This is a genomic window from Rhizobium altiplani (assembly GCF_001542405.1).
In the GTDB taxonomy this organism is placed as follows: domain Bacteria; phylum Pseudomonadota; class Alphaproteobacteria; order Rhizobiales; family Rhizobiaceae; genus Rhizobium; species Rhizobium altiplani.
On sequence record NZ_LNCD01000146.1, the window covers coordinates 54,582 to 78,754 of the forward strand.

18 protein-coding genes are annotated in these 24,173 nt (G+C 59.5%); 1 reads left to right on the forward strand and 17 read right to left on the reverse strand.

The window, feature by feature from the left end:
• Nucleotides 1-64 precede the first annotated feature (64 nt).
• The 12 genes from AS026_RS37610 to melA (AS026_RS37665) form a co-directional block, all read right to left on the reverse strand.
• A complete protein-coding gene (locus tag AS026_RS37610) occupies nucleotides 65-1,390 on the reverse strand; it encodes an extracellular solute-binding protein (RefSeq protein ID WP_062376168.1) in 1,326 nt (441 codons plus the stop codon).
• A gap of 93 nt (nucleotides 1,391-1,483) precedes the next feature.
• A complete protein-coding gene (locus AS026_RS37615) occupies nucleotides 1,484-2,335 on the reverse strand; it encodes a carbohydrate ABC transporter permease (RefSeq protein WP_062376170.1) in 852 nt (283 codons plus the stop codon).
• Complete coding sequence (locus tag AS026_RS37620; RefSeq protein WP_062376172.1) at nucleotides 2,332-3,267, reverse strand: carbohydrate ABC transporter permease; 936 nt, start codon at nucleotides 3,265-3,267, stop codon at nucleotides 2,332-2,334. Before AS026_RS37620 ends, AS026_RS37615 begins: the two co-directional genes overlap by 4 nt.
• Nucleotides 3,260-4,360, reverse strand: a complete 1,101-nt coding sequence (locus AS026_RS37625) for an ABC transporter ATP-binding protein (RefSeq protein WP_062376174.1) — start codon at nucleotides 4,358-4,360, stop codon at nucleotides 3,260-3,262. Before AS026_RS37625 ends, AS026_RS37620 begins: the two co-directional genes overlap by 8 nt.
• Nucleotides 4,361-4,605: 245 nt before the next feature.
• Nucleotides 4,606-6,117, reverse strand: a complete 1,512-nt coding sequence (arfA, locus tag AS026_RS37630; RefSeq protein WP_062376176.1) for an arabinosylfuranosidase ArfA — start codon at nucleotides 6,115-6,117, stop codon at nucleotides 4,606-4,608.
• A gap of 106 nt (nucleotides 6,118-6,223) precedes the next feature.
• Complete coding sequence (locus AS026_RS37635; RefSeq protein ID WP_062376178.1) at nucleotides 6,224-7,150, reverse strand: ArsR/SmtB family transcription factor; 927 nt, start codon at nucleotides 7,148-7,150, stop codon at nucleotides 6,224-6,226.
• Nucleotides 7,151-7,304: 154 nt separating this feature from the next.
• Nucleotides 7,305-8,675, reverse strand: a complete 1,371-nt coding sequence (melA, locus tag AS026_RS37640) for an alpha-glucosidase/alpha-galactosidase (RefSeq protein WP_018858445.1) — start codon at nucleotides 8,673-8,675, stop codon at nucleotides 7,305-7,307.
• A 21-nt stretch (nucleotides 8,676-8,696) separates the two neighbouring features.
• Nucleotides 8,697-10,364: an ABC transporter ATP-binding protein gene (locus AS026_RS37645; protein WP_062376212.1), complete on the reverse strand. Its 1,668-nt coding sequence runs from the start codon at nucleotides 10,362-10,364 to the stop codon at nucleotides 8,697-8,699.
• Nucleotides 10,365-10,374: 10 nt separating this feature from the next.
• The gene (locus AS026_RS37650; protein WP_062376180.1) at nucleotides 10,375-11,508 is read right to left on the reverse strand and encodes an ABC transporter permease; all 1,134 of its coding nucleotides are present in this window, start codon (nucleotides 11,506-11,508) and stop codon (nucleotides 10,375-10,377) included.
• A gap of 1 nt (nucleotide 11,509) precedes the next feature.
• Nucleotides 11,510-12,517: an ABC transporter permease gene (locus AS026_RS37655; RefSeq protein ID WP_062376183.1), complete on the reverse strand. Its 1,008-nt coding sequence runs from the start codon at nucleotides 12,515-12,517 to the stop codon at nucleotides 11,510-11,512.
• A 112-nt stretch (nucleotides 12,518-12,629) separates the two neighbouring features.
• Nucleotides 12,630-14,717 (reverse strand): ABC transporter substrate-binding protein, encoded by a 2,088-nt coding sequence (locus AS026_RS37660; RefSeq protein ID WP_062376185.1) that lies wholly within the window; start codon nucleotides 14,715-14,717, stop codon nucleotides 12,630-12,632.
• 122 nt (nucleotides 14,718-14,839) lie between these two features.
• Entirely contained in the window at nucleotides 14,840-16,306 is a 1,467-nt protein-coding gene (melA, locus tag AS026_RS37665; RefSeq protein WP_062376188.1) for an alpha-glucosidase/alpha-galactosidase, read from the reverse strand.
• Between the two features lie 203 nt (nucleotides 16,307-16,509).
• Here melA (AS026_RS37665) and AS026_RS37670 point away from each other — a divergent pair, with 203 nt between their 5' ends.
• A complete protein-coding gene (locus tag AS026_RS37670; RefSeq protein ID WP_062376191.1) occupies nucleotides 16,510-17,400 on the forward strand; it encodes an AraC family transcriptional regulator in 891 nt (296 codons plus the stop codon).
• Nucleotides 17,401-17,425: 25 nt separating this feature from the next.
• On the opposite strand, the gene AS026_RS37675 is transcribed toward AS026_RS37670, so the two are convergent.
• The 5 genes from AS026_RS37675 to hemA form a co-directional block, all read right to left on the reverse strand.
• Nucleotides 17,426-18,139, reverse strand: coding sequence for a DUF899 family protein (locus tag AS026_RS37675; protein ID WP_062376193.1), 714 nt, complete (start codon nucleotides 18,137-18,139; stop codon nucleotides 17,426-17,428).
• Between the two features lie 380 nt (nucleotides 18,140-18,519).
• Nucleotides 18,520-19,266 (reverse strand): histidine phosphatase family protein, encoded by a 747-nt coding sequence (locus AS026_RS37680; protein ID WP_062376195.1) that lies wholly within the window; start codon nucleotides 19,264-19,266, stop codon nucleotides 18,520-18,522.
• A 252-nt stretch (nucleotides 19,267-19,518) separates the two neighbouring features.
• Entirely contained in the window at nucleotides 19,519-20,583 is a 1,065-nt protein-coding gene (locus AS026_RS37685) for a class I SAM-dependent methyltransferase (RefSeq protein WP_063805968.1), read from the reverse strand.
• Between the two features lie 247 nt (nucleotides 20,584-20,830).
• Complete coding sequence (locus tag AS026_RS37690) at nucleotides 20,831-22,681, reverse strand: ABC transporter transmembrane domain-containing protein (RefSeq protein WP_062376201.1); 1,851 nt, start codon at nucleotides 22,679-22,681, stop codon at nucleotides 20,831-20,833.
• A gap of 334 nt (nucleotides 22,682-23,015) precedes the next feature.
• On the reverse strand, nucleotides 23,016-24,173 hold a 1,158-nt coding region (gene hemA / locus AS026_RS37695), incomplete at its 5' end, for a 5-aminolevulinate synthase (protein ID WP_062376203.1).

Consider the following 24,173-nt stretch of genomic DNA (forward strand, 5'->3'; position numbering starts at 1 on the left):
ACTGCAAATGCCCGCCGCGGAGCGCGCGGCGGGCATTTGCTATGTTGGCTTGGGAGAATAAGCCTCAGATGTTGGCGAGCAACTCGTTGATGCGCTGTTCCATATCGGTGAGCGCTGCATCGATCTCCTTCTGACCGGTAATCGCAGCACTCATTTCCTGGCCGATAATGTCCTGGATCGCAAACTGGCGCTGGACGGTCGACGGCAGCGGCGTGCCGAGCGTGGCGATTGCCGAAATCGTGTCACGATGCGGCAGAGCCTTGAACTGATCGGAAGCCAGAACCGCCTTGACAGCTGGCAGGTGGCCGGTCCGCGACCAGTCGAAGTCGTTGTCGTGGAAGAACTTCAGGAACTTGCCGATGGCAGCTGTCTGCTCGTCGCTGCGATCCTTCTGCGACACTGCCCAGCTGTGGCCGTCGGCATATTGCGCCTTCTTGCCCGGGAAGAGCTGCGGATAGGGATAAACCGCATAGCCGCCGGCGTTCAGCGCGGTACCTGCCTTTTCGGAAGATGCCGTATAGTCACCGATGACCCAGGTGCCGTTCAGGTGAACGCCGCCCTCGCCTGCGAGGAAGGCGTTGATGCCGGCCGCATAGTCGAGATCCTTGGTGGTGTAACCGTTGTCGTAGATCGCCTTGTACATCTCGAGGACTTTCTTGGCCTCGGGCGTATTGATCTTCACCTGCTTCGGATCGGCAAAGAAGTTCGAATCCTGCTGGAACAGGTAGGTATAAAGATTGCGGGTATAAAGCGCGACTTCGTTCGCCAGGTTCTGGACAAAGTATGGCTTGCCGGTCTTTTCCTTGAACTGCTTGGCCTGAGCCATGAGTTCATCAACGCTGGTCGGCAACTTCGGCGTGCCGTCGGCGTTGAGGAGATCGGCCTTTTTGAAAAGGTCCAAGTTGATGTGGTACAGCATGGTCCAGTTGTCGATCGGCAGACCGTAGATCTTGCCGTCCTTGGTCACGCCGTTCAAGCTGGCATCGGTGAAGTCGGAAGACGCAACGCCAACGGACTTCAGGACGTCGTCCAGCGGCATCAGCAGGCCCTTGGACTGATAGTCAGCCAGTACCGACTGGTGGATAGTAACGATATCCGGCGGGTCGCCGGCAGCGAACTGTGCCGTCAGCTGGTCATAACCCGGCCATTCGACGGTCGTCACCGTCACATGCACATCCGGATTGTCCGCGTTGAACTTGTTGATAAGCGAGGTGATGATACCGCATTCCCCGACAGCCTTGCTGACATCGGTATTGGTGCCGAAGTCGGCATCGCACGCGCCGAAGAAGCGCTGAACCGTCAGTTCGGTGGCCGCAAAAGCCGGGCTTGCGCCGGCAAGGGCAATCACCGAGGCCGCCGCAAGCATGTATTTTCTGAAAGTATGCGTCATTCCAACTCCTCCTCTTTGGGGTTCCCCACCCCTTGACGTGAGCCCCCTCCTCGGGAGCCGGTTGCACTTAAAACGTGGTCTCTGTCGCCAGCCCTAGCGCACGGCGGTGCCGGATACGGCCGTCACGATGTATTTCTGGAAGAACAGGTAAAGGATCAGGATCGGCGCGCTGGCGAAGACTGCCTGGGACATCAGGAAGCCGAGACCTTGCGACTGCGCGAAATTCATCTGGGTCGAGGCGATCCCGACGGTCAGCGTGAACATTTCCTTGCGGGTGCCTGAGATCAGCGGCCAGAGATAGTCATTCCAGGCGCTGAAGAAGGTGAAGATGCCAAGCGTTGCCTGCGCCGGAATGGTGAGCGGCAAGAGCACCTTCCAGAAGATCTTGAAGCGGCTGGCGTTGTCGAGCAGGGCCGCCTCGTCCAGCTCCTTGGGGATGGCGCGAAAATACTGCGTCATCAGGAAGACGCCGAAGGGTGCCGAAAGCCCCGGCAGGATCAGCCCCGGATAGGTATTGTGAAGCTTCAGCCAGCCAAAGATCTGCTGGCGGGCAATCAGCACGGCCTGTTCCGGCACGGCAAGGCCGAGCAGCACGATGACGAAGAGCACGTTGCGGTAAGGAAAGTTCAACCGCGCGAAGCCATAGCCGGCAAGCGAGGAAAGGACCAGCGTCGCGAGCGTCAGGCCGCCCGCAACGATGGTGCTGTTTAACACCCAGCGGAAAACCGAGGAGGTGCCGATGACATCGATATAGTTCTTGATCGTATAGGGCGCACGGAAGACGGAGTTCATGTCCAGCATGAGCTCCTTGTTGTCCTTCACGGAGAGCGCCACCACCCAGACCACCGGCGCCACCATGACGAGGGCCAGCGCGATCACCAGGCCGAGGATGATACGGTCACCCAAGGTGCGGCCGACGATATTGCCCGAGACAGATCCGCTCATCCCTCTTCTCCCTTGCGCCGCGTGGCGATGTACTGCGCCATGGCGGCAATCAGGATCATCATGAACAGGACTTCGGAAGCGGCAGCACCGAGCCCGAGGTCCCACTTGGTGAAAGCGGCCTCGTAGATGTAGAGGACGACCGGCTTGGAGACGTTGTTGGGGCCACCGTTCGTCATCAGCCGCGCCTGGCCGAAGAGCTGGAACTGCAAGACGATCTGGATGATGACGACGAGCACGAAGGTGCGCTTGATCGAGGGCAGCGTGATGTACCAGAGCGTGCGCCAGCGGCTGGCATTGTCGAGGGCCGCCGCCTCGTAGATCTCGCCGGGCACCTGCTGCAGCGCCGAAAGGAAGAGCATCATCGGCAGGCCAATGCACCACCAGACGGTGGCGATCGCAATGCCGATCATGGCAAGCCGCGGATCAGAGAGAAAAGCGGGCGCAGTCGCCCCGAACCAGCCGTAGATCGTCGCCAGCAAACCGAAATTGCCGATGAAGACGATCCGCCAGATCAGCGTCACGATCGTCACCGAAAGAACGGAAGAGGAAAAATAGAAGGCGCGCAGCACGGCGGCGGTGCGGGTGCGGCGGTTGAGCGCCAGCGCCAGCATCAGGCCGATGATCGCGAGCGCCGGCACCGTCAGGAAGACGAAATAGAAGGTGTTGCCGATCGCCTGCAGGAAGATGCGGTCGTTATAGAGGCGGATATAGTTGGTCAGGCCGACAAACTTGCCGACGCCAAAGGCGTCCGCCTTGTGCAGGCTCAGCCAGATACCCCAGAAGAGCGGCACGACGAGAAGGGCCACGAAGACGAGGAGATATGGCGCGACGAAGAGGGCATTGCGCCATTGCGGCGCATTGATGTTCTGGATGTTGCGCCGTTCGGCGGCCGTAACCGTCGCCGCGGCACGATCGAGTGCCGCCTCAGCCATGACCGGCCTCCTCATTGTGCCAGGCGTGACCGGCATCATCGAAGAGATGCGTGCGCGTCCCGTCGAGCGTCAGCCCCACCTCGTCGCCGATTGCCACGCGGCTGTTGCCGATGTCCTCGGCGATGACGACGCTGCCATCCTTGAGGCGCGTATAAAGAAGGGTGCGATCACCAAGACGCTCGAGGACATCCACCTTGCCCGTCGTCGTCGCAGCAACGCCGTTGGCGCGCTTGACGGCCTCTGCACGAATGCCCAGCGAGTACTCGCCACCCTTGACCCCCGCTGCGCGGATGGCGGTCTGAAGTTGCGTGCCGTCGGGAAGCCTTGCGCGCAGGAAACCGTTTTCTTCCGACAGGGCGACGGTCAGGAAGTTCATGGTCGGAGAGCCGACAAAAGTGGCGACGAAACGGCTGGCCGGGCGCGAGTAGATCTCCATCGGCGTGCCGATCTGTTCGATCTTGCGATTGTTCATGACGACAATGCGGTCGGCGAGCGTCATTGCCTCGATCTGGTCATGCGTCACGAAGATCATCGTCGATCTCACCCGATTGCGCAGCTGGGCGAGCTCGACGCGGGTGCGAACGCGCAACGCCGCATCGAGGTTGGACAGCGGTTCGTCGAAGAGGAACGCCTTCGGTTCCTTGACGATGGCGCGGCCAATGGCGACGCGCTGGCGCTGGCCGCCGGACAGCTGGCCGGGCTTGCGCTCCAGGAGGTGGCCGATCTCGAGCATGCGGGCTGCTTCTGCAATTCGCTTCGAGATCACATCGCTCGATACGTTGATGTTGCGCAGTCCGAAGGCCATGTTGTCGGCCACCGTCATATGCGGGTAAAGCGCATAGGACTGGAACACCATGGCGATGTCGCGTTGACCGGGCGGCAACGTGTCGATGCGCTCGCCATTGATGGAGATCGTGCCGTCATCCACGCTTTCCAGCCCCGCGATCATGCGCAACAGCGTCGATTTTCCGCAGCCCGATGGCCCCAGGAAGACCATGAACTCGTTGGCCTTGATCGACAGCGACAGACCGTCGAGGACGGTCATCGAGCCGTAGCGCTTGGTGACATTCTGGATTTCGATATTCGCGGTCATCCGGCTGCTCCTGGATTGCAGTCAGAACCCGAAAAACCGATATGGACACATGGCAGGCATGCTGAGAACGAGTATGCATCCGCTTTTATCGGCGAATGCCCCTCAGTCAGTGATAGTGCCAGAACAGAAGCTGTCGCTCCCATCTCTTCCTCCCAGTGGCACGTCAAAACCGGTGCGCTGACGTTAAATCATACAATTGCTTTGTCAACACATCGTTTGATATGTATCAGCAAAGCGGATTTATATTATGCCTGCAGGCGGATCATCCTGTAGGAGAGCGGCGCGATCCTGGCGCTGAGCTTGCCATCGGCAAAGCTGGTGCCCGTGACGGCCTTCGCCACGACGTTGTCGGGCTTGTCGGCGGTATTGGTGATGTTGAGATCGGCATGGGCCACGACCTGATCGTCGATGACCCGCAAGGCGCCGAATTCGAGCAGGCTCGCATCGAGATCGAGCGTCTCGGTTCCGTGGCGGTTGACGATGAAGAAGGTCACCGTCTTCTTGTCCGCATCATGGACCGCCGATACGTCGAGGTAGGGCACATCTCCAAGGTCGTCGACCTTGTAGGTGGGGCTATCGACCATCAGTTTCAGCGCAGTTCCACGCCCGTAGACGGAAGCGAAATAGTAGGGATAGAAGATCGTCTGACGCCACGCCGGGCCGCCAGGGACCGTCATGATCGGTGCAATGACGTTGATGAGCTGCGCCAGGCAGGCAATTTTGACGACATCGGCGCGATTGATGAAGGTGTTGAGAATGCAGCCAACCTGGAGCACGTCCTCGAAGTTGTAGTCGTCCTCCAGAAGGGCCGGCGCATGCGGCCAGCCATTGGCGCCGGCAAGCGTTGCCTTGTCGCGCTCCTTGGAGTGGTACCAGACGTTCCACTCGTCGAAGGAAATATAGACGTTCCTTGACGAGCGCTTCTTCGCCTTGACGTAATCGATGACGCCTGCGACCGTGCCGATGTAGTTGTCCAGCTCGATGCTGCGGGCGAGATAGTTGGCCGTATTCTTGGCGCGGTTTTCGAAGTACATGTGCAGCGAGATGTAGTCGACCTCATTGTAGGTGTGGTCGAGGACGGTTGCCTCCCACTCCGGATAGGTCGGCATGTGTGCGTTGGACGAGCCGCAGACGACGAGTTCGAGGGAGCTGTCAAAGGCGCGCATGGCCTTGGCGGTTTCATGTGCCAGACGGCCATATTCGTCCGCCGTCTTGTGGCCGATCTGCCAGGGCCCGTCCATTTCGTTGCCGAGGCACCAGAGCTTGACGTCCCAGGGCTCCTTTCGTCCGTTGGCAATGCGCTTGTCACTCCACTCGCTGCCGCCAGAATGATTGACATATTCGAGGAAGTTGCGCGCCTCGTCGAGGCCACGCGAACCGAGGTTGACGGCCAGCATCATCTCCGTATTCGCCGAGACACACCACTCGGCGAATTCGTGGATGCCGACCTGGTTGCTTTCGGATGTATGCCAGGCAAGGTCGAGGCGGGTCGGACGGTCTTCCTTGGGGCCGATACCGTCTTCCCAGTTGTAGGCCGAGACGAAATTGCCGCCGGGATAGCGTACGATCGGAACATTCAATTCCTTGACGAGATCGATGACGTCCCGGCGCATGCCGTTCTCGTCGGCGGTCGCATGATCCGGCTCGTAGATGCCCGTATAGACGGCCCGACCGAGATGCTCGATGAACGAGCCGTAAAGGCGCGGGTCGATGTCCGAGATCGTGTATTTGCTGTGCGCTGTAACCGCGGCCTTCATGAGATCCTCCACTGTATCGTCATTTGTGATTTGTATCACAATTTGAGATTAATAAAGCGGAAGCCCGGGGCGTGGTCAAGACCAAAAAGCAGAAAATCGGACAGACTTACCGAGTCTTGAGACGCAGCAGAATGTCCTGGTCGTAATTGCCGAATCCGCGCCCGAAGATGTTGATGCCGCCAGGATGTTTGGCGTTGTCGCGCACACCGATGCGCAAGCGGATCGAATGGTGTTCGTCGAGCTTCAGGTCAGCGAGCGTGACCTCGGAGATGCGCAATCCATCGACGAAGGCGCCGTCATCGTTGATGCGGAAGTTCTTCAACTTGCCGTACTGCGATCCCTTCAGCTTCCACCAATCCGGGGTGAATACACCGCGTTTGTCGCCAAAATCACCCGGAGACGTCCAGGTTCCGATATCAGCCCCGTTGACCGTCAGGGTTATGTCGGAGGGCCAGTCGGCGCTGGTACCGGGAACCTCGGAGCTTAGCTCCATCAGGAACTCGATTTCGCGGATGCTGGTATTCGTCAATCGCGCATTGTTGGGAAACTGATATTCAACATGCCCGCGTGTGAACCAGATGAGCCCCGCCTTCATGCGGTCGGGATCAAGGAAGGTATTCGGCACATCGAGCAACCCGATGATGCCGTCGGCCGAGCAAAGTCCGCAAGGCGCCGTCACCTCGAAGCTCGTATAGAGACCAAGCGGCATCGATACCTCGATCGCGTCTGGTTCAGTTTCCTTGATATCATTCTTGAAGACCACCAGGATCTCGTCATAAACGCTGCGGCAGACCTTCTGATTGCCCTTGCGGGCCTTCTGGGTTTCCGTGTGGATAAGCCCCGCCTCTTCCAACACCTGGACGTTGGTCGACACGCTGGATTGCGGCAGATCAAGGATATCAGCTATTTCGTTGACGTTGAGCGCGCCCTTCTCGTGCAGAAGCTTCAACACCGCCACGCGAGCCGGCGATGCCAGTCCCTTGAGGATAGGCATACCCTCTTCGGGGTCGACGACAAGGAAGCTGCGGCTCATGGGGCTCCGATCGGCACAGGAAAAGATTACACAATTGGTTCTATATCAGAGATATTGATTTAATCAATCAGGCCGCCGACTTTATGTGCCCGATAGCAAAAGTCCCGCGGCGATGCCGCGGGACTTCCTGGGGCCGTGACCGGGAGAGAGATGGTCAGGCGGCCTGAACCTTGCGGCCGGTGCGCGCCCATGCAGGCAACCAGTCACCGTGGGCGGCCAGCAGTTCGTCCACCATCGACCAGATCTGGTCGAGGTCGAGTTCGGCCGCTGTATGAGGGTCCATCATGGCGGCATGGTAGATGTGCTCGCGATTTTCTGTCATCAGCGCCTGGACCGTCAGCTCCTGGACATTGATGTTGGTGCGCATGAGTGCCGTGAGCTGCGGCGGCAGGTTGCCGATGAACGTCGGCTGGATGCCGGATGCATCAACGAGGCACGGCACTTCGGCGGCGCAATTGGACGGCAGCGAGGTGATGCAGCCATTGTTGCGGACGTTGCCGTAGATGACGGATGGCTCACCCGTCCATACCGAATTGATGATCGAGGACGCGTATTCCTTCGACTGCTTGACCTCGATCTTGTCGGCCGAACGGTAGGCCTCTGCCTGCCCCTTCCAGCGCTCGATCTGTTCGATGCAGCGCTTCGGATATTCGTCGAGCGGAATGCCGAACTTCTCGATCAGATCCTCGCGGCCCTCCTTGATGAAGTAAGGCGTATATTCGGCAAAATGCTCCGAGCTTTCAGTGACAAAGTAGCCGAGACGGGTCAGCATCTCGTAACGGACCTTGTTCGGGCAACGCGGGTTCCAGCCGGGCTTCGGCGCACGGCCTTCGCGATAGGCGCGCACGAGATCCGGATAGAGATCCTTGTAGGAGCCATCTGGCTGGCGATGCTCGAATTTCAGATAGAAGGCCATGTGATTGATGCCGGCCGAGCGGTAACGGATGTCCTCGTAGGGAATGTCGAGGTCGTGGGCCAGTTCCATTGCCGTGCCCTGCACGGAGTGGCAGAGGCCGACCTGCCTGATCGTGGGATATTTTTCCGCGATCGCCCAGGTATTGATCGCCATCGGGTTGACATATTGCAGCATGATCGCCTCGGGGCAGACAGCGAGCATGTCCTCGCAGATCTTCCAGAGATGCGGCACTGTTCGCAGGCCCCGCATGATGCCGCCAACGCCAAGTGTATCGGCAATCGTCTGGCGCAGGCCGTATTTCTTCGGGACTTCGAAGTCGGTCACGGTGCAGGGCTCGTAGCCGCCGATCTGGAAGGCGACGACGACGAAGTCGGCGCCAGCCAGGGCCTTGCGCTGGTCTGAATAGGTCTCCGCCTTGGCCTTGACGCCAAGCGTCGAGATCAGCTTGTTGACAACGATGGCGCTTTCTTCAAGGCGCTGCGGATTGATGTCCATCAAGGCGATGGTCGCACCCGACAGCGCCGGGCGCTGCAGCACGTCGCCGACGATGTTCTTCATGAAGACGGTGGAGCCAGCTCCGATAAATGTGATCTTGGGATTTCTTGCCATTATAACCTCCGGCATGTGCAATCAGGCGACTTCGAAAGCGGCTTTGACAAGCCGTTCCGTGTAGGCGGTCTTGGGATTGGTGAGAACTTCGTTGACGGGCCCCTCCTCCATGATCTTGCCATGCTGCATGACGATCACACGGTGGCAGAGGGCGCGCACGACCTTGAGATCGTGCGAGATGAAGAGGTAGCTGAGGCCGCGCTCGTCCTGCAGCTTGCGAAGCAGTTCGATGATCTGGGCCTGGACGGAAAGGTCGAGCGCCGACGTCGGTTCATCGAGCAGGATGAATTCCGGCTCGAGCGCGATGGCGCGAGCGATCGCGATGCGCTGGCGTTGACCGCCGGAAAATTCATGCGGGAAACGCGACAGGATATTGCCCGGCATGCCTGCCGCAATCAGCGCCTCGCGAACACGATCGAGCCGCTCTGCCCTGGTCGCGCCCAGTTGGTTGACGATCAACCCTTCCTCGATGATCTGGCCGATCGTCATGCGCGGGTTGAGCGAGGAGAACGGATCCTGAAAGACGACCTGCATGCGTGAGCGAAGCGGCCGCATCTCGGCCCGGGATTTGCCATGGATCGGCAGCTTGTCGAAGAAGATCTCGCCGCCATCAGGGTCGTTCAGTCGAAGCAGCGCTTGTCCAAAGGTGGTCTTGCCGGAGCCGGACTCGCCGACAAGACCCAGCGTTTCATGGCGGCGTAGCGTCAGGTTCAGGCTGTCGACGGCGACCAGTTCCTTCAATTGCGGTTTGAAGAAACTGCCGTGGCGCATCATGAAGGAGACCCTCACGTCGCGCGCCTCGAGGATAATGTCGGATCCTTCGGGCAACGGATTGGCCTGCCCACGCGGCTCGGAGCCAAGAAGATGCCTGGTATAGGCGTGCTGCGGGTTGGCAAAGAGGCGCTCCGTCGTGTTGTGCTCGCGCATTTCACCATGCTGCATGACGTAGACATAGTCGGAGAACTTCTGCACCACCGTGAGGTCATGAGTGATAAGGATCACCGCCATTCGCAGTTCCGTCTGGAGGCTGCGAATGAGATTGAGGATCTGGGCCTGCACGGTGACGTCAAGCGCCGTCGTCGGTTCGTCTGCAATCAGCACATCAGGATCGTTGGCAAGAGCCATGGCGATCATCACACGCTGGCGCTGCCCGCCCGACAGCTGGTGCGGATACTGCTTCAGCCGCGCTTCCGGATCGGGAATCTGCACATGGTTCAACAGCTCCAGGGCCCGTGCCTCGGCTTGTTTGCGGCTGACCTTGCGGTGGACACGGATCGCTTCGATGATCTGGCTGCCGATCGTGTAGATCGGGTTCAGTGAACTCATCGGCTCCTGGAAGATCATCGAGATCCGGTCGCCCCGCAGTTTGCGACGCTGACGCTCCGAAAATGTCAGGATGTTGTTGCCGTCATAGTGGACGGTCGACTTGTCCGAGACGGTTGCACGCTTGGACAAGAGGCCCATGACCGTGCGGGCAGTCACGGACTTGCCGGAACCCGATTCGCCGACAATGGCGATCGTTTCGCCGCGGTAGAGCTGAAAGGATATATCCTTCACCGCGTCGACGATGCCGTGCTCGACCTTGAACTTGACGCCGATATTGCGGGCGTCGATGACGGGTTTTTCCTGATGCGCCTCGTGGTCGTGGCGCACCGGCGGAGCGAAGGAATTGACGAGTGAGAGAGCCATCTTCATCACCTCAATAAGGATCGACCGCGTCGCGCAGACCGTCGCCCAGTGCATTGAAGGCGAAGACGGTGACCAGCACGAAGCCGACAGGCGCCAGGATCCAGGGGTAGGTCCCGATCACGGAGTAATTTGCGGTATCCTGCAGCATCAGGCCCCAGGAAATCAGCGGTGGCTTTACGGCGAAGCCGAGGAAGCCGAGGAACGATTCCAGCAACACGACGCTCGGGATATGCAGGGTGACGGCAACGATCACGTGGCTCATCACGTTCGGGAAAATGTGCTGGAAGATGATGCGCCGGTCAGTGGCGCCAACCGCCATGGCAGCGCGCACATAGTCTATACGGGCGAGTGCCAGCGTCTTCCCGCGAACTTCGCGCGACATCTGCGCCCAACCGAGTGCCGACATGACGACAATGACAAATGCGAGGAACACATTGGTTGGTGCGGTGACAGGGATCAGCGACGTCAGGGCCAGATAAAGCGGCAACTGCGGGAAGGCCAGGACGATTTCCACGAAGCGCTGCACCCATGCATCGAAGGTTCCGCCGAAATAGCCCGACACCATGCCAACGGTTGTTCCGACAATGGTGACAATGAAGACCACGGTCAGCGCGATCATCAGCGAGATGCGTGAGCCGATGATGGCACGCGAGAGGATGTCACGACCAAACTTGTCGGTCCCGAGGAAATGGACCGGTTGGCCATCGACCGATCCGAAGAAGTGCCGGTCGGCAGGAATGAGGCCAAGGAGCCTGTATTCAGCGCCTCTCACGAAGAAGCCGAGATAGCGCGGGTTGTTGTAGTCCGGCCCGACGATTGGCTGGAACGTGACCGGATCGAGTTCCTCGGATTCGCCGAGCGCATAGACGCGCGGCGGAAAGGCGAAGTTGCCGTCTTTGTCGCGCAGGCTGATAAGCTGAGGCGGGGCGAAGCCAACATCGGTCGCCTTTGGATCCATCGGCGCGAAGAAATCCGCAAAGATTGCCATGAAGAGCAGCAGGCCGACGAGGATGAGGCCCATCATGCCTGTCCAGGAACGCCGCAGCCGGCGCCAGACGAGCGAAAGATAGCTTTCATTGCCGTTGTGCGGGTGCTTGGTGATTTCCTCGTGCGGTGGCGGAGGAGCTGAATCGAAGGCGAGCATGTCAGGCTCCTCCGTACTGGCGGACGCGCGGGTCCAGCATGGCAAGCAGCATGTCGGCGATGATGTTGCCGACGATCAGCGTGGCGGAAAGCACCATCATGAAGGTGGCCGTGACATAGACGTCGCCGATTGCCATGGAGCCGACGATCGCCGGTCCGACGGTTGGCAGCGAGAAGATGATCGCGGTCTCGATCTCGCCGGTCAGCATGTAGGGAAGCACGACGCCCTGATACATAACGAGCGGATGCAGCGCGTTCGGCACGGCGTGGCGCATGACAACAGCACTGCCGGAGAGGCCCTTGGCGCGAGCCGTTTCAACATATTGCGCGTTCAGCGTATCGAGCAGATTGCCGCGCATGACACGCATGTTGTAGGCGAGCCCGCCGAAGGTGGCGATGGCGACGACCGGCCAGACATGGCTGACGAGATCGACGAACTTTGCCCAGGACCACGGCGCCCCGCCAAATTGCGGCGAGAAGAAGCTGCCGATTTCCGAGACGTTGAACTGGAAGACCAGGAGGTAGACGATGATCAGCGCCATCAGGAAGCGCGGCACCGTCATGCCAAGGAAGGAGATGCCAGAAAGAAGGCTGTCGATCCAGCTATACTGACGGGTTGCGGCCCAGATGCCGAAGCCGATGCCAAGCACGGATGCGAAGATGTGGCAGACGAGCGCCAGCGCCAGCGTGCGCGGCAGGCGTTCGGCCACGACATCGGCAACAGGCTTGTTGTAGAACATGCTGTAGCCAAAATCGCCGCGGGTAATGATGCCCTTGATCCAGTTGACGTACTGGATGACCATCGGTTGGTCGAGGCCGTGGGCGATCCGGTATGCCTGGGCCTGTTCGTCCGCCTGCGCGAATGAGGCACCACTCTGATTGATCAGCTGCGAACGGATGTAGTCGGCATAGTCACCGGGCGGCGCCTGGATGATCGCGAATGTCACGACGCTCAAAATGATGAGGACGGGAATCGCAGAGGCTATGCGCACGAGCAGGAATCGTAACATCGGACGGTTCGCTTCTCCTTGCCGCCGGTCGCGCCTGTCGGTGCGGCTGGCTTGTTGATATTGCCCGGCCGCGCTTCACGCGCGACCGGAGTCCTCGTTGGGAGGGGAGTTCTTAGTTGTTCGGACCTTTGTCGCCAGGCTTGCCAGGCAGCTGTTCGGGGAACAGCTCGTATTTGCCCTGCTTGTCGGCGGCCACCCACAGACGCTCGCGGATGACGGAATCTTCGGCCCAGTTGAACATGAAGATCGGAGTACCCGCAGGCACGTTCGAGAAGCGCTTGTTGACGATCAGGGCACCCGGATATTCCGTGAGGCCAACCGTATCGACATTCTCGGTCGCAACCTTCTGGTACTGCTTCATCAGCTCGACCTTCTCTGTGTTGTCCTGACTGGTCTGGAACTTCGTGATGATATCGACCATCTTCTGTTCGTAAGGCATCAGGTCAACCTTGCCGTCCTTGCCGGCACGATGTTGCCAGCTCGTCCGCGGACCAACAGGCGCCAGCTGCTCGGTGTTCTGGACGACCGAGGCAAGCTCGGGCGAGCTGCGCTGGATCAACCAGTCGAAACGGCCGGCGTAATGGGCGTCGTCACGCTTCGGGCCATCCAACGCATTGAGAATGACCTTCAGGCCGAGCTTTTCCATCTGGCCGATGACACCCTCGGCAAGGCTCTTGTCCGTGGCGTAGGCATTGTTGACCAGAAGCACGATTTCGATGTTCTTGCCGCCTTCCGTTCCCGCCGGGAAGTTCAGGAAGCCATCACCATCGGTGTCTTTCAGGCCGACCTTGGCGAGCAGTTCCTTCGCACCCTTGAGGTCGAACGGATAATAGACCACGGAGTTGCGATCATAGAAGCTCGTGCCCGATGAGAGACCGCCGGGATAGATCGCCGTGAACGGACCCTTGACCAGCGAGTCGCCGATTGCCTTGCGGTCGAGACCCATGGTGACCGCCTTGCGGAAGTCTTCGTTCCGGTTGAGTTCACGGATCGCCTGGCCGCGGGTATCAGGGTCGCCCCATCCGTTTGCGGAGAGGTTCATGCGCATGTTGTAGCCGATCAGGCGGGGGCCGAAGGCCAAACGTGCCGGTGCCGTCTTTTCGGCTGCGCGCTTCAGCGAAGCCACGAAATTTTCGGGCTGCTCAAGATTGGAGAAGTCGCCGGAACCGGCAACGGCCTGCACGTCACGATCAGCCCAGGTGGACAGCTTGTAGTGCAACTCGTTGAGATAGGGCAGCTGGTTGCCCTTTTCGTCGACCTTCCAGTAGTAGGGGTTGCGGCGCATGACGATAATGTCGTCGGGACGGTATTCGACCGGCACCCAGGCACCCATGACCGGCATGTTCATGAATTCCGGCGGGAAGGCATTCTTGAACTGGTCGTAAGTGTTCTTCGAATACTTCGGATGCTGCGGCTTCAGGATATGCGACGGGCCCGGGCAGAAGCTCGGATAGGCCATGGTGTAGAGATACTGCTTCGGGAAAGCATCCTTGAAGGTCCATTCGACGGTGTAATCGTCGATCTTCTTGAGCGTCGTTCCCTCGCCGAAGGCCTCAGGCGATGCGCCGCCTCCAAGCGGCGAAACGTTCGGATCGATGACTTCGTCGTCCCAGTAGAACATGATGTCGTCGGCATTGAACGGCGCGCCGTCCGACCACTTGGCACCTTCAACCAGATGCATGGTCAGCTTGTGGCCATCCGGCGACCAGTCCCAGCTCTTGGCGAGATTGGGAAGCGGCTCGGTGTCCTTTGCTTCAACCTGGAAGAGCGGCGCGGTGCGCGTCAGGCACTCCGACAGGCCGATATCGATGCCGCCCCAACCCTGTGTCTGGCCGGCGCCATAGTTCCAGCCTTCCGGCCGACCGCCGATGACATGGCGCATCGTGTCGCCATAAACGCCGATGCCATCGACCATGTTGTCGGTCTTGAAGACGAGAGGTTCCTTGGGCAGTCGATCCTTGACCGGCGGCAGCTTGCCGCTGTCGACGAAGTTCTTCGTGACCCAGTCCGGCTCGTGATACGCCGGAAGCGCCTTGAATTCCTCGATGGAATCTCTCGATACGTATTTGATCTTGCCTTCCGCCGGAAACTGCGGCGGAACGGGCGGTGTCGTCGGCTCGGAAGCATAGGCGTTCAATGCCGAGACCGAGACGCTCAGCGCCAGTCCGGCAAGAATGCCAAGGTTGCGGATATTACTCATCGTCTCTCCCTTTGTTTTTCGGGGTGCTTGTGGCAGCCCCGCTTCTCCTCAAACGATCCGGCGACGGGCCTTCGGCGATGAGTTCCCTCCCGGAGCCCCATCGCCGCCCGTGTCCGAAAGCTTTAGACGGCCTGCTTGAGTGCAGCCTTTTCGGCACGCAGCTCGTCGATGGAACGGACGTTGCGACGGGCGGCACCTGCCCAGTCGCGGGTCTTGACAGTCGATTTCGCCAGACGTTCCTTGGCAGCCGGGATTGCGTGCGCATATTGCGGCAACCAGCGCGCCTGGGCGACGACCATCTCGTCGACCATCTGCCAGACCTCCTCCGGCGTCGCGACGGCACCGACCAGCGGATCGTGCAGAACGGCGAGCTTCAAAAGGTCGATATCGCCGCTGATGGCCGCATGAACCGACATGCGTTGAACGTTGATCGACGCCATGCAGGTGGCCGCACATGCTTCGGGGATCGTGATACCGGAAACCATGTTGATGCCGAAGCGGTCGACGAAGCCGGGGGACTCGATAATCGCATCGGCTGGCAGGTTGGTGATGATCCCATTGTTCTTGAGGTTGAAGTGGCCGCGGTAGACGCGTCCGGTTTCGAGGGCTTCAAGAATATGGCTCGCATGCTCGTTCGAACGCTTGGCCCGATCGATCGGTTTCGATGCCGATTCCAGGAATTGCGGGAATTCGGTTTCGAACCAGTTGCGGGTCTCGGTGGAGTGACGAAGATAACCGCCGGTTTCGCCATGGATCCAGTCGGACATGTCGATCCACTTGGTGATTTCGTCGGGGCGCTTGCGGTACCAGGGAAGATACTCGGACAGATGGCCGTTGCTTTCCGTGGAATAGACCCCGAACCGCTTCAGCACGTCGATGCGCAGCTTTTCCTGCTGCGAGAAGACGGGATGGGCTTCGAAGGCTGCAACCAGCTCGTCCTTCTCGATCTTGCGACCATTGAGTTTGAGATCGACAAACCAGGTCTGGTGGTTGATGCCAGAGCAGATGTAGTCGAGTTCGGAAGGCGATTTCGCGCCGAGCACCTCAGCGATCTGTTCGGCGCCATGCTGGACCCCGTGGCAGAGACCGACCGTATCGACCTTGCCGTATTCAATGGCGGCCCACGTATTCATTGCCATCGGGTTTGCGTAGTTCAGGAACTTCGCACCAGGCTCTGCGACTTCACGGATGTCTTTGCAGAAATCCAGAATGACAGGAATATTGCGCTGGCCGTAGAGAATGCCGCCGGCGCAGATCGTATCGCCGACGCACTGGTCGATGCCGTACTTCAGCGGAATGCGGATGTCATCGGCATAGGCTTCCAGGCCGCCGACGCGCACGCAGCTGATGATATAGCGCGCACCCGTCAGTGCCTCGCGGCGGTTCGTCGTCGCCGTAACCTTGGTTGGCAGCTTGTTGGAGGAAACGATCGTGTCGAGGATCTGCTTGATCATCTGCAGATTATGTTCGCTCATGTCGGTAAGCGCGAACTCAACGTCCTGGAATTCCGGCACACAGAGGATGTCGGTGAACAGTTTTTTTGTGAAGCCGACGCTGCCTGCGCCGATGATAGCGATTTTGAAACTCATGATCCTTGCCTCAATGCGATCAAATTTGCTGGCGCTGAACGATGAGAAGAAGAAATGGACCCGGGCTTGCGCCCGAAGCCAAAAAAGGCCAGAAATCCGGCTTATTCCCCTCCCTGCCGCTCCTCGGTGCAGGCGGTGTTCTCTCTCTTGGGGGCGGATTATGCGCATATTCGGCGGGGCCGCCAGAGAAGGATTATGCTTTCATGGGTAATTTTGTGCTGCAAAAATTGATTGACAACGGACCGGTCATGAGGACCGTGTCGCTGCCGCGCGGCCGCCAGAGCCTGCACACAATGCCGACCAGCACAGGCTACGAGATCCGAGAGAATGCGACCTACGACTGGGATGGCAGAAAGCGCGGCCAAACACCGTTCACCGTCCTGCAACATACGATCAAAGGCGCGGGCAACCTGCGTTACGAGAATCGCCAGCTTCGGGTGAAAGAAGGCGAGACACTGCTCGTGCTCGTCCCGCACAATCACCGCTATTGGCTTGAAGATGGGGACCGCTGGGAATTTTTCTGGATTTCGATGAATGGCGATGAGGCGCTGCGCATCCACCGCTCGATCCTCGCGGTGACCGGACCGATCCTGAAACTGCAGCCGCAAACGATCGAGCATCTGGCAGATTGCAGTCTCCGGCTGATCAATGGCGCCGAGACGCCGGGCCTGGCTTCAGCAATCGCCTATGAGGCGGCCATGGCGCTGTACGACGATGTCTTCGGTTCGCATCCTGTTTTCAGTGAAGAATACCGGACGATGCAGCATGTCATCGACTACATCATGGCGAATTTGGAGCGTCCTCTGCCGGTCGAGGATCTTGCGCGGGTCGCAGGCCTCAGCCGGGCACATTTCTCGCGAATGTTCGCAGCCAACGAGGGCCTGCCGCCGGCCGAGTTCGTCCTGCAGAAACGACTGAAGCGGGCCGTCAAACTGTTGACCAAGACCGCGAACATGCCCGTCAAGGAGGTCGCAATCCGCTCAGGCTTCGAGGACGCGAACTATTTTTCCAAGGTCTTTCGGCGCATCTATGGCACGAACCCGACCGAGTTTCGTACCACGGGCATGTATGCGAGCGTCGGCAGGCAAGGCTGACGCCCGCCTTACTGACGGCCCTGCCCTACGGCCCACTGCCATAGGTAAGGCTCGGATACCAGCTCGGCGGCCGCCCATCCGGCGTTGTGTCGAGCACGGTCCACAGCGGCATGAAATCCGGCGCGCCGCGCGGATCCTGGCCGGGATCGGCAGTTGCGAAGCCCATTTCCGGGTTCCAGAAGTGACGGATGACGCCATCCTTGATCGTGAAGACGTTATAGGCAGCGCCATCGCCGCCGTCAGGACCAATGGCATGATAGTCGCGACTGAATTCGTCCGTCGTGTCGGAGTAGAGTGGCAAGTGATGCCAGCCGCGCTCCTTCTTGAACGCCAATAAACGTTCAATCGGCGAGCGTGCGACGACGGCAAAGGCGACCTGCTGGCAAATATCGGGGACTTCTCCGTCGAACGCCGACAGCATGGACGTGCACATCGGGCATGGTCGTTCGCGTTGCGGCCCATACATGTAGCTGTAAATCACCAATGTGGATTTGTCCGCGAACAGGTCTCTCAAGGTAACCTCGCCATCGGGCCCCTGGAAGCGGTAGTCCTTCCGGACCTGACCGCCTGGAGGCAGCGCGCGGCGCTGCTCGGCAACGCGTTCGATATGTCGGCGCAACTCGATTTCCTCGGCGAGCAATTCATCGCGGGCCTGCCGATACTCGGGGCTTTCGTTCGGAAAACTGAGGCCGTTTCTTCTGGCCAGCTCCCGCGCGGAAACAAGATTGATCGCATCCATCACATCAATTCCTCCTGATATTGAAAGGACGACTGGGCGGATTTCGAAACCGCCGTCCAACAAGGAACGTTTGGGGACGGCAAAAATCGACAACACGGTCTGACTTTTTGATGGTCCCGCAACGGTTAATTTGCCAGGTGCTTGATTTTGCTAGCCTACTATGCGCCTTGCAGATGGACCATATTCGCTTGTCTCAGGCTTTGGTCCCCTTCCCCGCTCCGATTTGCGACCTATGTCCTTCTTGTCCTTCATCTCCTGGAAGGACGAGGGAGGCTTCGAGGCATCGTGGCAACCGGTGCTTCGAACCCTCCCTCCGTGGAGGCTCTTCACGCCCTGGATCGAAGCAGTCGCACTTTTCCGGATAATGCGATGGCACGGGTCTATGGCGTGGCTTTCGGCGTGAGCGTCAGTTCGGATCCATAGGCATCGCGCAACTCTTCATCTCCGGTCCGGCGGTCTTCGGCCTTGTGCAACAGGGTTGATCTGAAGCCGCGCGCATGTGTCCCGTCGATTAAAGTCACGTCGGAATTTGCCGGATTGTCGGAGCGCTCGAACCAATCGACGGCATGGTGGAGAAAGTTCATTTCGAACGCCCTGTTGGTGACACCATGGCCAACGACGATCAGGTCGTTGCCGCCATCGCGCACGTCATTCGTCACGGTTTGAAGGAATAGACGAAGCCGCTGGGCGACATCCGCCCGGCTCTCGCCATCCGGTGGCCTTGCGTAGAACTTCCCGCTGTTGCTCCGCAATCTCGCCCATTTCTCGAACTCATCAGGAAATTTCTGTCTTCGCTCCGCGTGGTCATAGATTTCGGTGAAGAGACCGAAATCCTGCTCGCGCAACAGGTAGTCCTCACGAACGCTCCTGACCAATCCGGGCGGCAGCGCCTCCAGCAAGGCGTCCTTGCTTTGCCGCGTCCGCATATAGGGAGAATACCAGACGTCAAGTTGTCGTATCTGTCCGCGCGGCAATTCGGCAAGATAGGCTGCGATCGCTCGCCCGGCCGCCAGTGCTTGCCGATACCCCCACTGCGTCAACGGAACATTATGGTCGCCGAACTGCCGGTAGGCTTGTTCATTGATATTGCCTAGCGATTCGCCGTGTCGAACGAGGAAGATATGCATTAGCCGCCGCTTTCGATATCCGATGCGCTTATCATGAAGTGAGAGCCGGCTGGCCGCAATGTGGAAGACGCAGCAAGCTCATGTGCGCCCACCAGTCACCGGACCGGCTTTCGGGAAGACGAGACGAAAAGACCTCCAGAGCCTCTCGCAAGAAGGCTGCCCGGATGGAACAAACCCGTATTGGCAGAAGGAGATTTGTCGACATCAGGATCATCGAGAATGTCAAATTTCCGCCGCGCGCCAATTCTCTGGCTAGGCTCGTTTGGATAACACCACGGCGGCCATGTAGGGTTCGTGAGGCCGGGGACCTTCAACCAGTCTACGCTCAAACCGGTTGAACAGTTCAGCGACAAATGCGGCCGGATTGCGAGATGGCTCGATCAAGCTCGCGATTGTCGGCTCGCACCAGGCTTGCATCATTGCCGTATGACGCTTGGCGAACGCCAACGCATCGCCGTTCCTTTCGAATTGCTCCCAACAAGGATCAGCAAGCCTGACGAGATCGAGATGCTCGAGTTCTAGATCGGCGAAATCTTCACCTTCCAAGAACGGTTTCCTGATCTCATCCAAGGTCCGTATGGCGATCGGTATTGTGATGCGGGTCTGCTCTCGTTGCGAAAGCCAGCCATCCGTCCTCATGTCACACAATGCCGACCAGAGCTCGCCAAGGAGCCATTCCCAACCCGTGATGTCGGCTGTGCGGGCCGTAAAGCCCGCCACGAGTTTCCCGCCAGGGCGCATTTCCCGTGACCGCAGGACCAGGAAGCGCTCCCAATCTTTCGCCTGTTGTCGCTTTACCGCAGAAACCACTGCAGGCGTGGCACTCATTCCAGCGAGAATGTGATCAGGCGCTTCGATCATTCCGGTACTCATCCACTGCAATGACCACGTCGACCATCCGAGATCCACGCGTTGAGGTGGGAACAACGGCTCGAAATACGACCTGCCGATCGCAGAGGGAAAAACATCAGAAGCTTCATTCATGTAGCTGTCAGGGCTTGAAGAAAGCGCTTCAAACAGAGCCGAAAAATCATTCGTGGGAAGGTCAGTGTGGACGACTTCGATTGGCACGGATGGGCCCGACCGGAGCCTCAACGCCTTAATCGCCACGCGCATGGGGGGCATCGAATTGCGGCCTTGTGAGGAACCATAATCGACGATGGTAAAGGGACCTTCGCCCGCGGCGACTGTCCGGCACGCCGTTTCCCACAATGAAAGGAGTGCTGAAATGCCAGTGGCCTGCATTGAGGAATGACGGTTGTAGAAGCCGTCTCCTTTCATTGCCACCAGATGAGATCGCGGTGGATCGTTTGGCATGTCCGAGCCTCGCTTGGCTGAGCGGCAGCTTAACAAACCGACCCTAAATTGGCGAGCCAATCCCCAAACAGGGGCTGAAGACTTTGCCTACACAGAAACGCCTTTATCCCACGTCCTGCGCGTCACCACGACCTCAGCGCGCCACTTCCCTGCGCCCGGTCACAACGTTTGGTTCGTCATTCCACCCTCGCTCGCAGGCGAACTGCTCGCATAGCGGCATCAACCGGTGTGCGGTTTGGATGGCGCCTCACGCTGCGTCCAGCTCGGTGTCGGTGGCTGGCCCCTTGAACTGGAGTTCGGCCAGCCGTTTGTAGAGGCCGCCGTTGCGCATTAGAGAGGCGTGCGTTCCTTGCTCGACGATCCTGCCCGCGTCGACCACAAGGATCCTGTCGGCCTTGAGAACGGTCGCAAGTCTGTGAGCGATCACGATGGTCGATCGATTGTCCATGAGCTGTTCCAAGCCCTCCTGTACGAGCTGCTCGTTCTCGGCGTCAAGCGACGCGGTTGCCTCATCGAGCAGGAGGACTGGGGCGTCCTTCAGTATAGCGCGGGCAATCGCCAACCGCTGCCGCTGTCCTCCAGAAAGGGTCAGACCCCTTTCGCCAACGACAGTGTCGTATCCATTCTCAAGGCCAGTGATGAAACCATGCGCCTGGGCCTTGATCGCGGCTGCGACGACCTCGTCCCGCGTTGCATCTGGTCTTCCGAACGCGATGTTTTCGAAGATGGTGGTCGCGAAAATCGTCACCTCTTGTGGCACGATCGAAATCTCCTTGCGGAGGTCTCGCGGAGCGATGGAGCGCACGTCTCGTCCATCGATGGAAAGGCGTCCGCCGCTGCCGTCATAGAATCCGAGCAGAAGCGAAAAGACCGTGCTCTTTCCGGCACCCGATGGCCCGACGAGAGCGACCGTCTCTCCCGGAGAGACCGTCATGGAAAGTCCGGCGAGGATTTCTTTCTGGGGGGTGTTGGGATAGGAGAAATGCAGATCTGATACCTCGATGCCACCGCGGACGGGGCTGCGAAGCGGCATGCTTGCCTCAGGCTCGCGATCATAGGTTTGTTCATTCAAAAGCTCGAAAAGCCGACCGGCAGCTCCTGCTGCCTGCGCCAGCTCACCCCAGACTTCCGATAGAGAGCCCAAGGAGCCGGCTGCAATCACCGAGTAGATCAGAAACTGACTGAGACTTCCTGGCGAGAGTGTGCCGGCGAGGACGCTGTGCGCCCCGAGCCAGAGGACGCCGACCACGCTGCCGAATATGAGTGCGATGGCAAAGCCTGTCAGGCAAGCGCGCGAGCGCGCCGCCGCAATGGATTTGCCATAGGACATTTCGACGTCGCAGACATACCGTTGACGGGCAGCATCTTCGGCATTGAAAGACTGCACCGTCCGGTTTGCCGCGATGATTTCGCTGGCATAGGAGGAGGCGCTCGCAAGCGCGTCCTGGGCCGCTCGGGACTTTTTCCTGACTGAGCGGCCGAAGACAATCAGCGGTAAGAGGATCAAGGGGATCACCGCGAGGGCGATCGATGACAGGCCAGGGCTTGTCACGAACATCATGCCGAGGGCGCCTACGCACAGGATTGAGTTTCTCAACGCCACCGAAGCTGTCAGACTGACCGCCGTCTTGATCTGGGCAGTGTCACCGGTGAGACGCGAGGCAATTTCGCCGGAGTGGTTCGAATCGAAAAACTGGGCGGGAAGTGACAGGACGTGGCCAAAGACCTTCTTCCGGAGATCGGCTACCAGGCGTTCTCCCAGTGCCGTCACGAAATAGTATCGAAGAGCGCTGGCAATTGCCAAAGCAACTGCCAGAGCCATGGCCATCAGGAAGTAACGGTTTATGAATTCGCCATCGCCCTGCCCGAAGCCGTTGTCAATCATGCGCCGAACGGCCATCGGTAGCGCAAGCGAAATCAAGGCTGCGGCGGTGAGGGCAAGCGTCGCGCCGATTGTCAATCGTCGGTGGCTTCCAAGAAGAGGAACAAGCCGCCGCAGGTGCGCCACGGCCTGCCGCCTCGACGGCGCCGGACCTTCCTTTCCATCTGCTTGATCATTCTGCGCAATGGCCGCTTGCCGGTCGTGTTGAGATATCATCAAGGCCGTCTTCTCCTGAGGAATTCGATAAGGTCTTGTCCACCGGAAGGACCAACGCGTCTTTGATCGCGATCAATTATTGGCGAGCCTTCTGGCCATGCCGGGGCTGCCGAACGGCTGTGGTTTCCTCGCCCGCCGGCGACTGTCACCTTCTTCAGGTTGGCAGCAGGCCGTCGGCACGGCCGGAAACAGTCGCCAACACTTTCTCCAAGCATCGTCGCCCTGGGTCCTGGTTTCCGTGGCGCACGGCTCATTTCGAACGAGCGAAATCCTTGATCATCCACGGGCAATGACGAGCACTATCTCTCGCAATTGCCCGTCCGAATAGCGCTGGCTAGGCCACGTGCCGCGCGAGCGCGCAGCGCGCCCAGAGCGAATGCAGCGCCTCGACGAGGTGTTCGATGTCGGTGTCGCTGTGCAGCGGCGTCGGGGTGATGCGCAGCCGCTCGGTCTTCTTCGGCACCGTCGGGTAGTTGATCGGCTGCACGTAGACACCGCAATTGTCGAGCAGCAGGTCGGAGATCCACTTGCACTTGGCCGCATCGCCGACCATGACAGGCACGATGTGGCTCGGGTTCGGCATATGCGGGATGCCGCGCTGATCGAGCAGCGCCCTCAGCTTGCGGACCCGATCCTGGTGGCGTGCCCGCTCGAACGGGCTGACCTTCAGATGCTGGATCGAGGCAACCGCACCGGCAGCAAGCGCCGGCGGCAGCGCCGTCGTGAAGATAAAACCAGACGCAAACGAGCGGATGAAGTCGCACAGCGCCGTCGAGGCGGCGATATAGCCGCCCATGACGCCGAACGCCTTGCCGAGCGTGCCCTCGATGACAGTCAGGCGGTCCATCAGCCCTTCGCGTTCGGCAATGCCGCCGCCGCGCGGCCCGTACATGCCGACGGCATGCACTTCGTCGAGATAGGTCATCGCGCCGTACTTGTCGGCGAGGTCACAGATCTCCTTGATCGGGGCGATATCGCCATCCATCGAATAGACCGATTCGAAGGCGATCAGCTTCGGCGCCTTCGGATCGGCAGCCGCCAGCTTGGCTTCGAGATCATGGATGTCGTTGTGCTTCCAGATCACCTTCTCGCACTTGGCGTAGCGAATGCCTTCAATCATCGACGCATGGTTCAGCGCGTCGGAGAAGATGATGAGGCCGGGGATCTTGGCGCCAAGCGTGCCGAGCGCCGCCCAGTTGGAGACGTAGCCCGAGGTGAAGATCAGTGCCGCTTCCTTGCCGTGAAGATCAGCCAGCTCGCGCTCGAGCAGAACGTGGTAGTGGGTGGTGCCAGAGATATTCCGGGTGCCTCCCGCACCCGCGCCACAGTGATCGATGGCATTCTTCATCGCCTCGACCACCTTGGGGTGCTGGCCCATGCCGAGATAGTCGTTGGAGCACCAGACCGTGACTTCCTTCGGGCCGTCCGCCGTGTGTCGCGTGGCGCGCGGAAAGCTGCCGCGGTGACGCTCAAGATCGGCAAAAACGCGATA

Coding starts and splice junctions, on each gene's coding strand:
- AS026_RS37610 (WP_062376168.1), bottom strand. CDS start 1,390: ATGACGCATACTTTCAGAAAATACATGCTTGCGGCGGCCTCGGTGATT.
- AS026_RS37615 (WP_062376170.1), bottom strand. CDS start 2,335: ATGAGCGGATCTGTCTCGGGCAATATCGTCGGCCGCACCTTGGGTGAC.
- AS026_RS37620 (WP_062376172.1), bottom strand. CDS start 3,267: ATGGCTGAGGCGGCACTCGATCGTGCCGCGGCGACGGTTACGGCCGCC.
- AS026_RS37625 (WP_062376174.1), bottom strand. CDS start 4,360: ATGACCGCGAATATCGAAATCCAGAATGTCACCAAGCGCTACGGCTCG.
- arfA (WP_062376176.1), bottom strand. CDS start 6,117: ATGAAGGCCGCGGTTACAGCGCACAGCAAATACACGATCTCGGACATC.
- AS026_RS37635 (WP_062376178.1), bottom strand. CDS start 7,150: ATGAGCCGCAGCTTCCTTGTCGTCGACCCCGAAGAGGGTATGCCTATC.
- melA (WP_018858445.1), bottom strand. CDS start 8,675: ATGGCAAGAAATCCCAAGATCACATTTATCGGAGCTGGCTCCACCGTC.
- AS026_RS37645 (WP_062376212.1), bottom strand. CDS start 10,364: ATGGCTCTCTCACTCGTCAATTCCTTCGCTCCGCCGGTGCGCCACGAC.
- AS026_RS37650 (WP_062376180.1), bottom strand. CDS start 11,508: ATGCTCGCCTTCGATTCAGCTCCTCCGCCACCGCACGAGGAAATCACC.
- AS026_RS37655 (WP_062376183.1), bottom strand. CDS start 12,517: ATGTTACGATTCCTGCTCGTGCGCATAGCCTCTGCGATTCCCGTCCTC.
- AS026_RS37660 (WP_062376185.1), bottom strand. CDS start 14,717: ATGAGTAATATCCGCAACCTTGGCATTCTTGCCGGACTGGCGCTGAGC.
- melA (WP_062376188.1), bottom strand. CDS start 16,306: ATGAGTTTCAAAATCGCTATCATCGGCGCAGGCAGCGTCGGCTTCACA.
- AS026_RS37670 (WP_062376191.1), top strand. CDS start 16,510: ATGGGTAATTTTGTGCTGCAAAAATTGATTGACAACGGACCGGTCATG.
- AS026_RS37675 (WP_062376193.1), bottom strand. CDS start 18,139: ATGGATGCGATCAATCTTGTTTCCGCGCGGGAGCTGGCCAGAAGAAAC.
- AS026_RS37680 (WP_062376195.1), bottom strand. CDS start 19,266: ATGCATATCTTCCTCGTTCGACACGGCGAATCGCTAGGCAATATCAAT.
- AS026_RS37685 (WP_063805968.1), bottom strand. CDS start 20,583: ATGCCAAACGATCCACCGCGATCTCATCTGGTGGCAATGAAAGGAGAC.
- AS026_RS37690 (WP_062376201.1), bottom strand. CDS start 22,681: ATGATATCTCAACACGACCGGCAAGCGGCCATTGCGCAGAATGATCAA.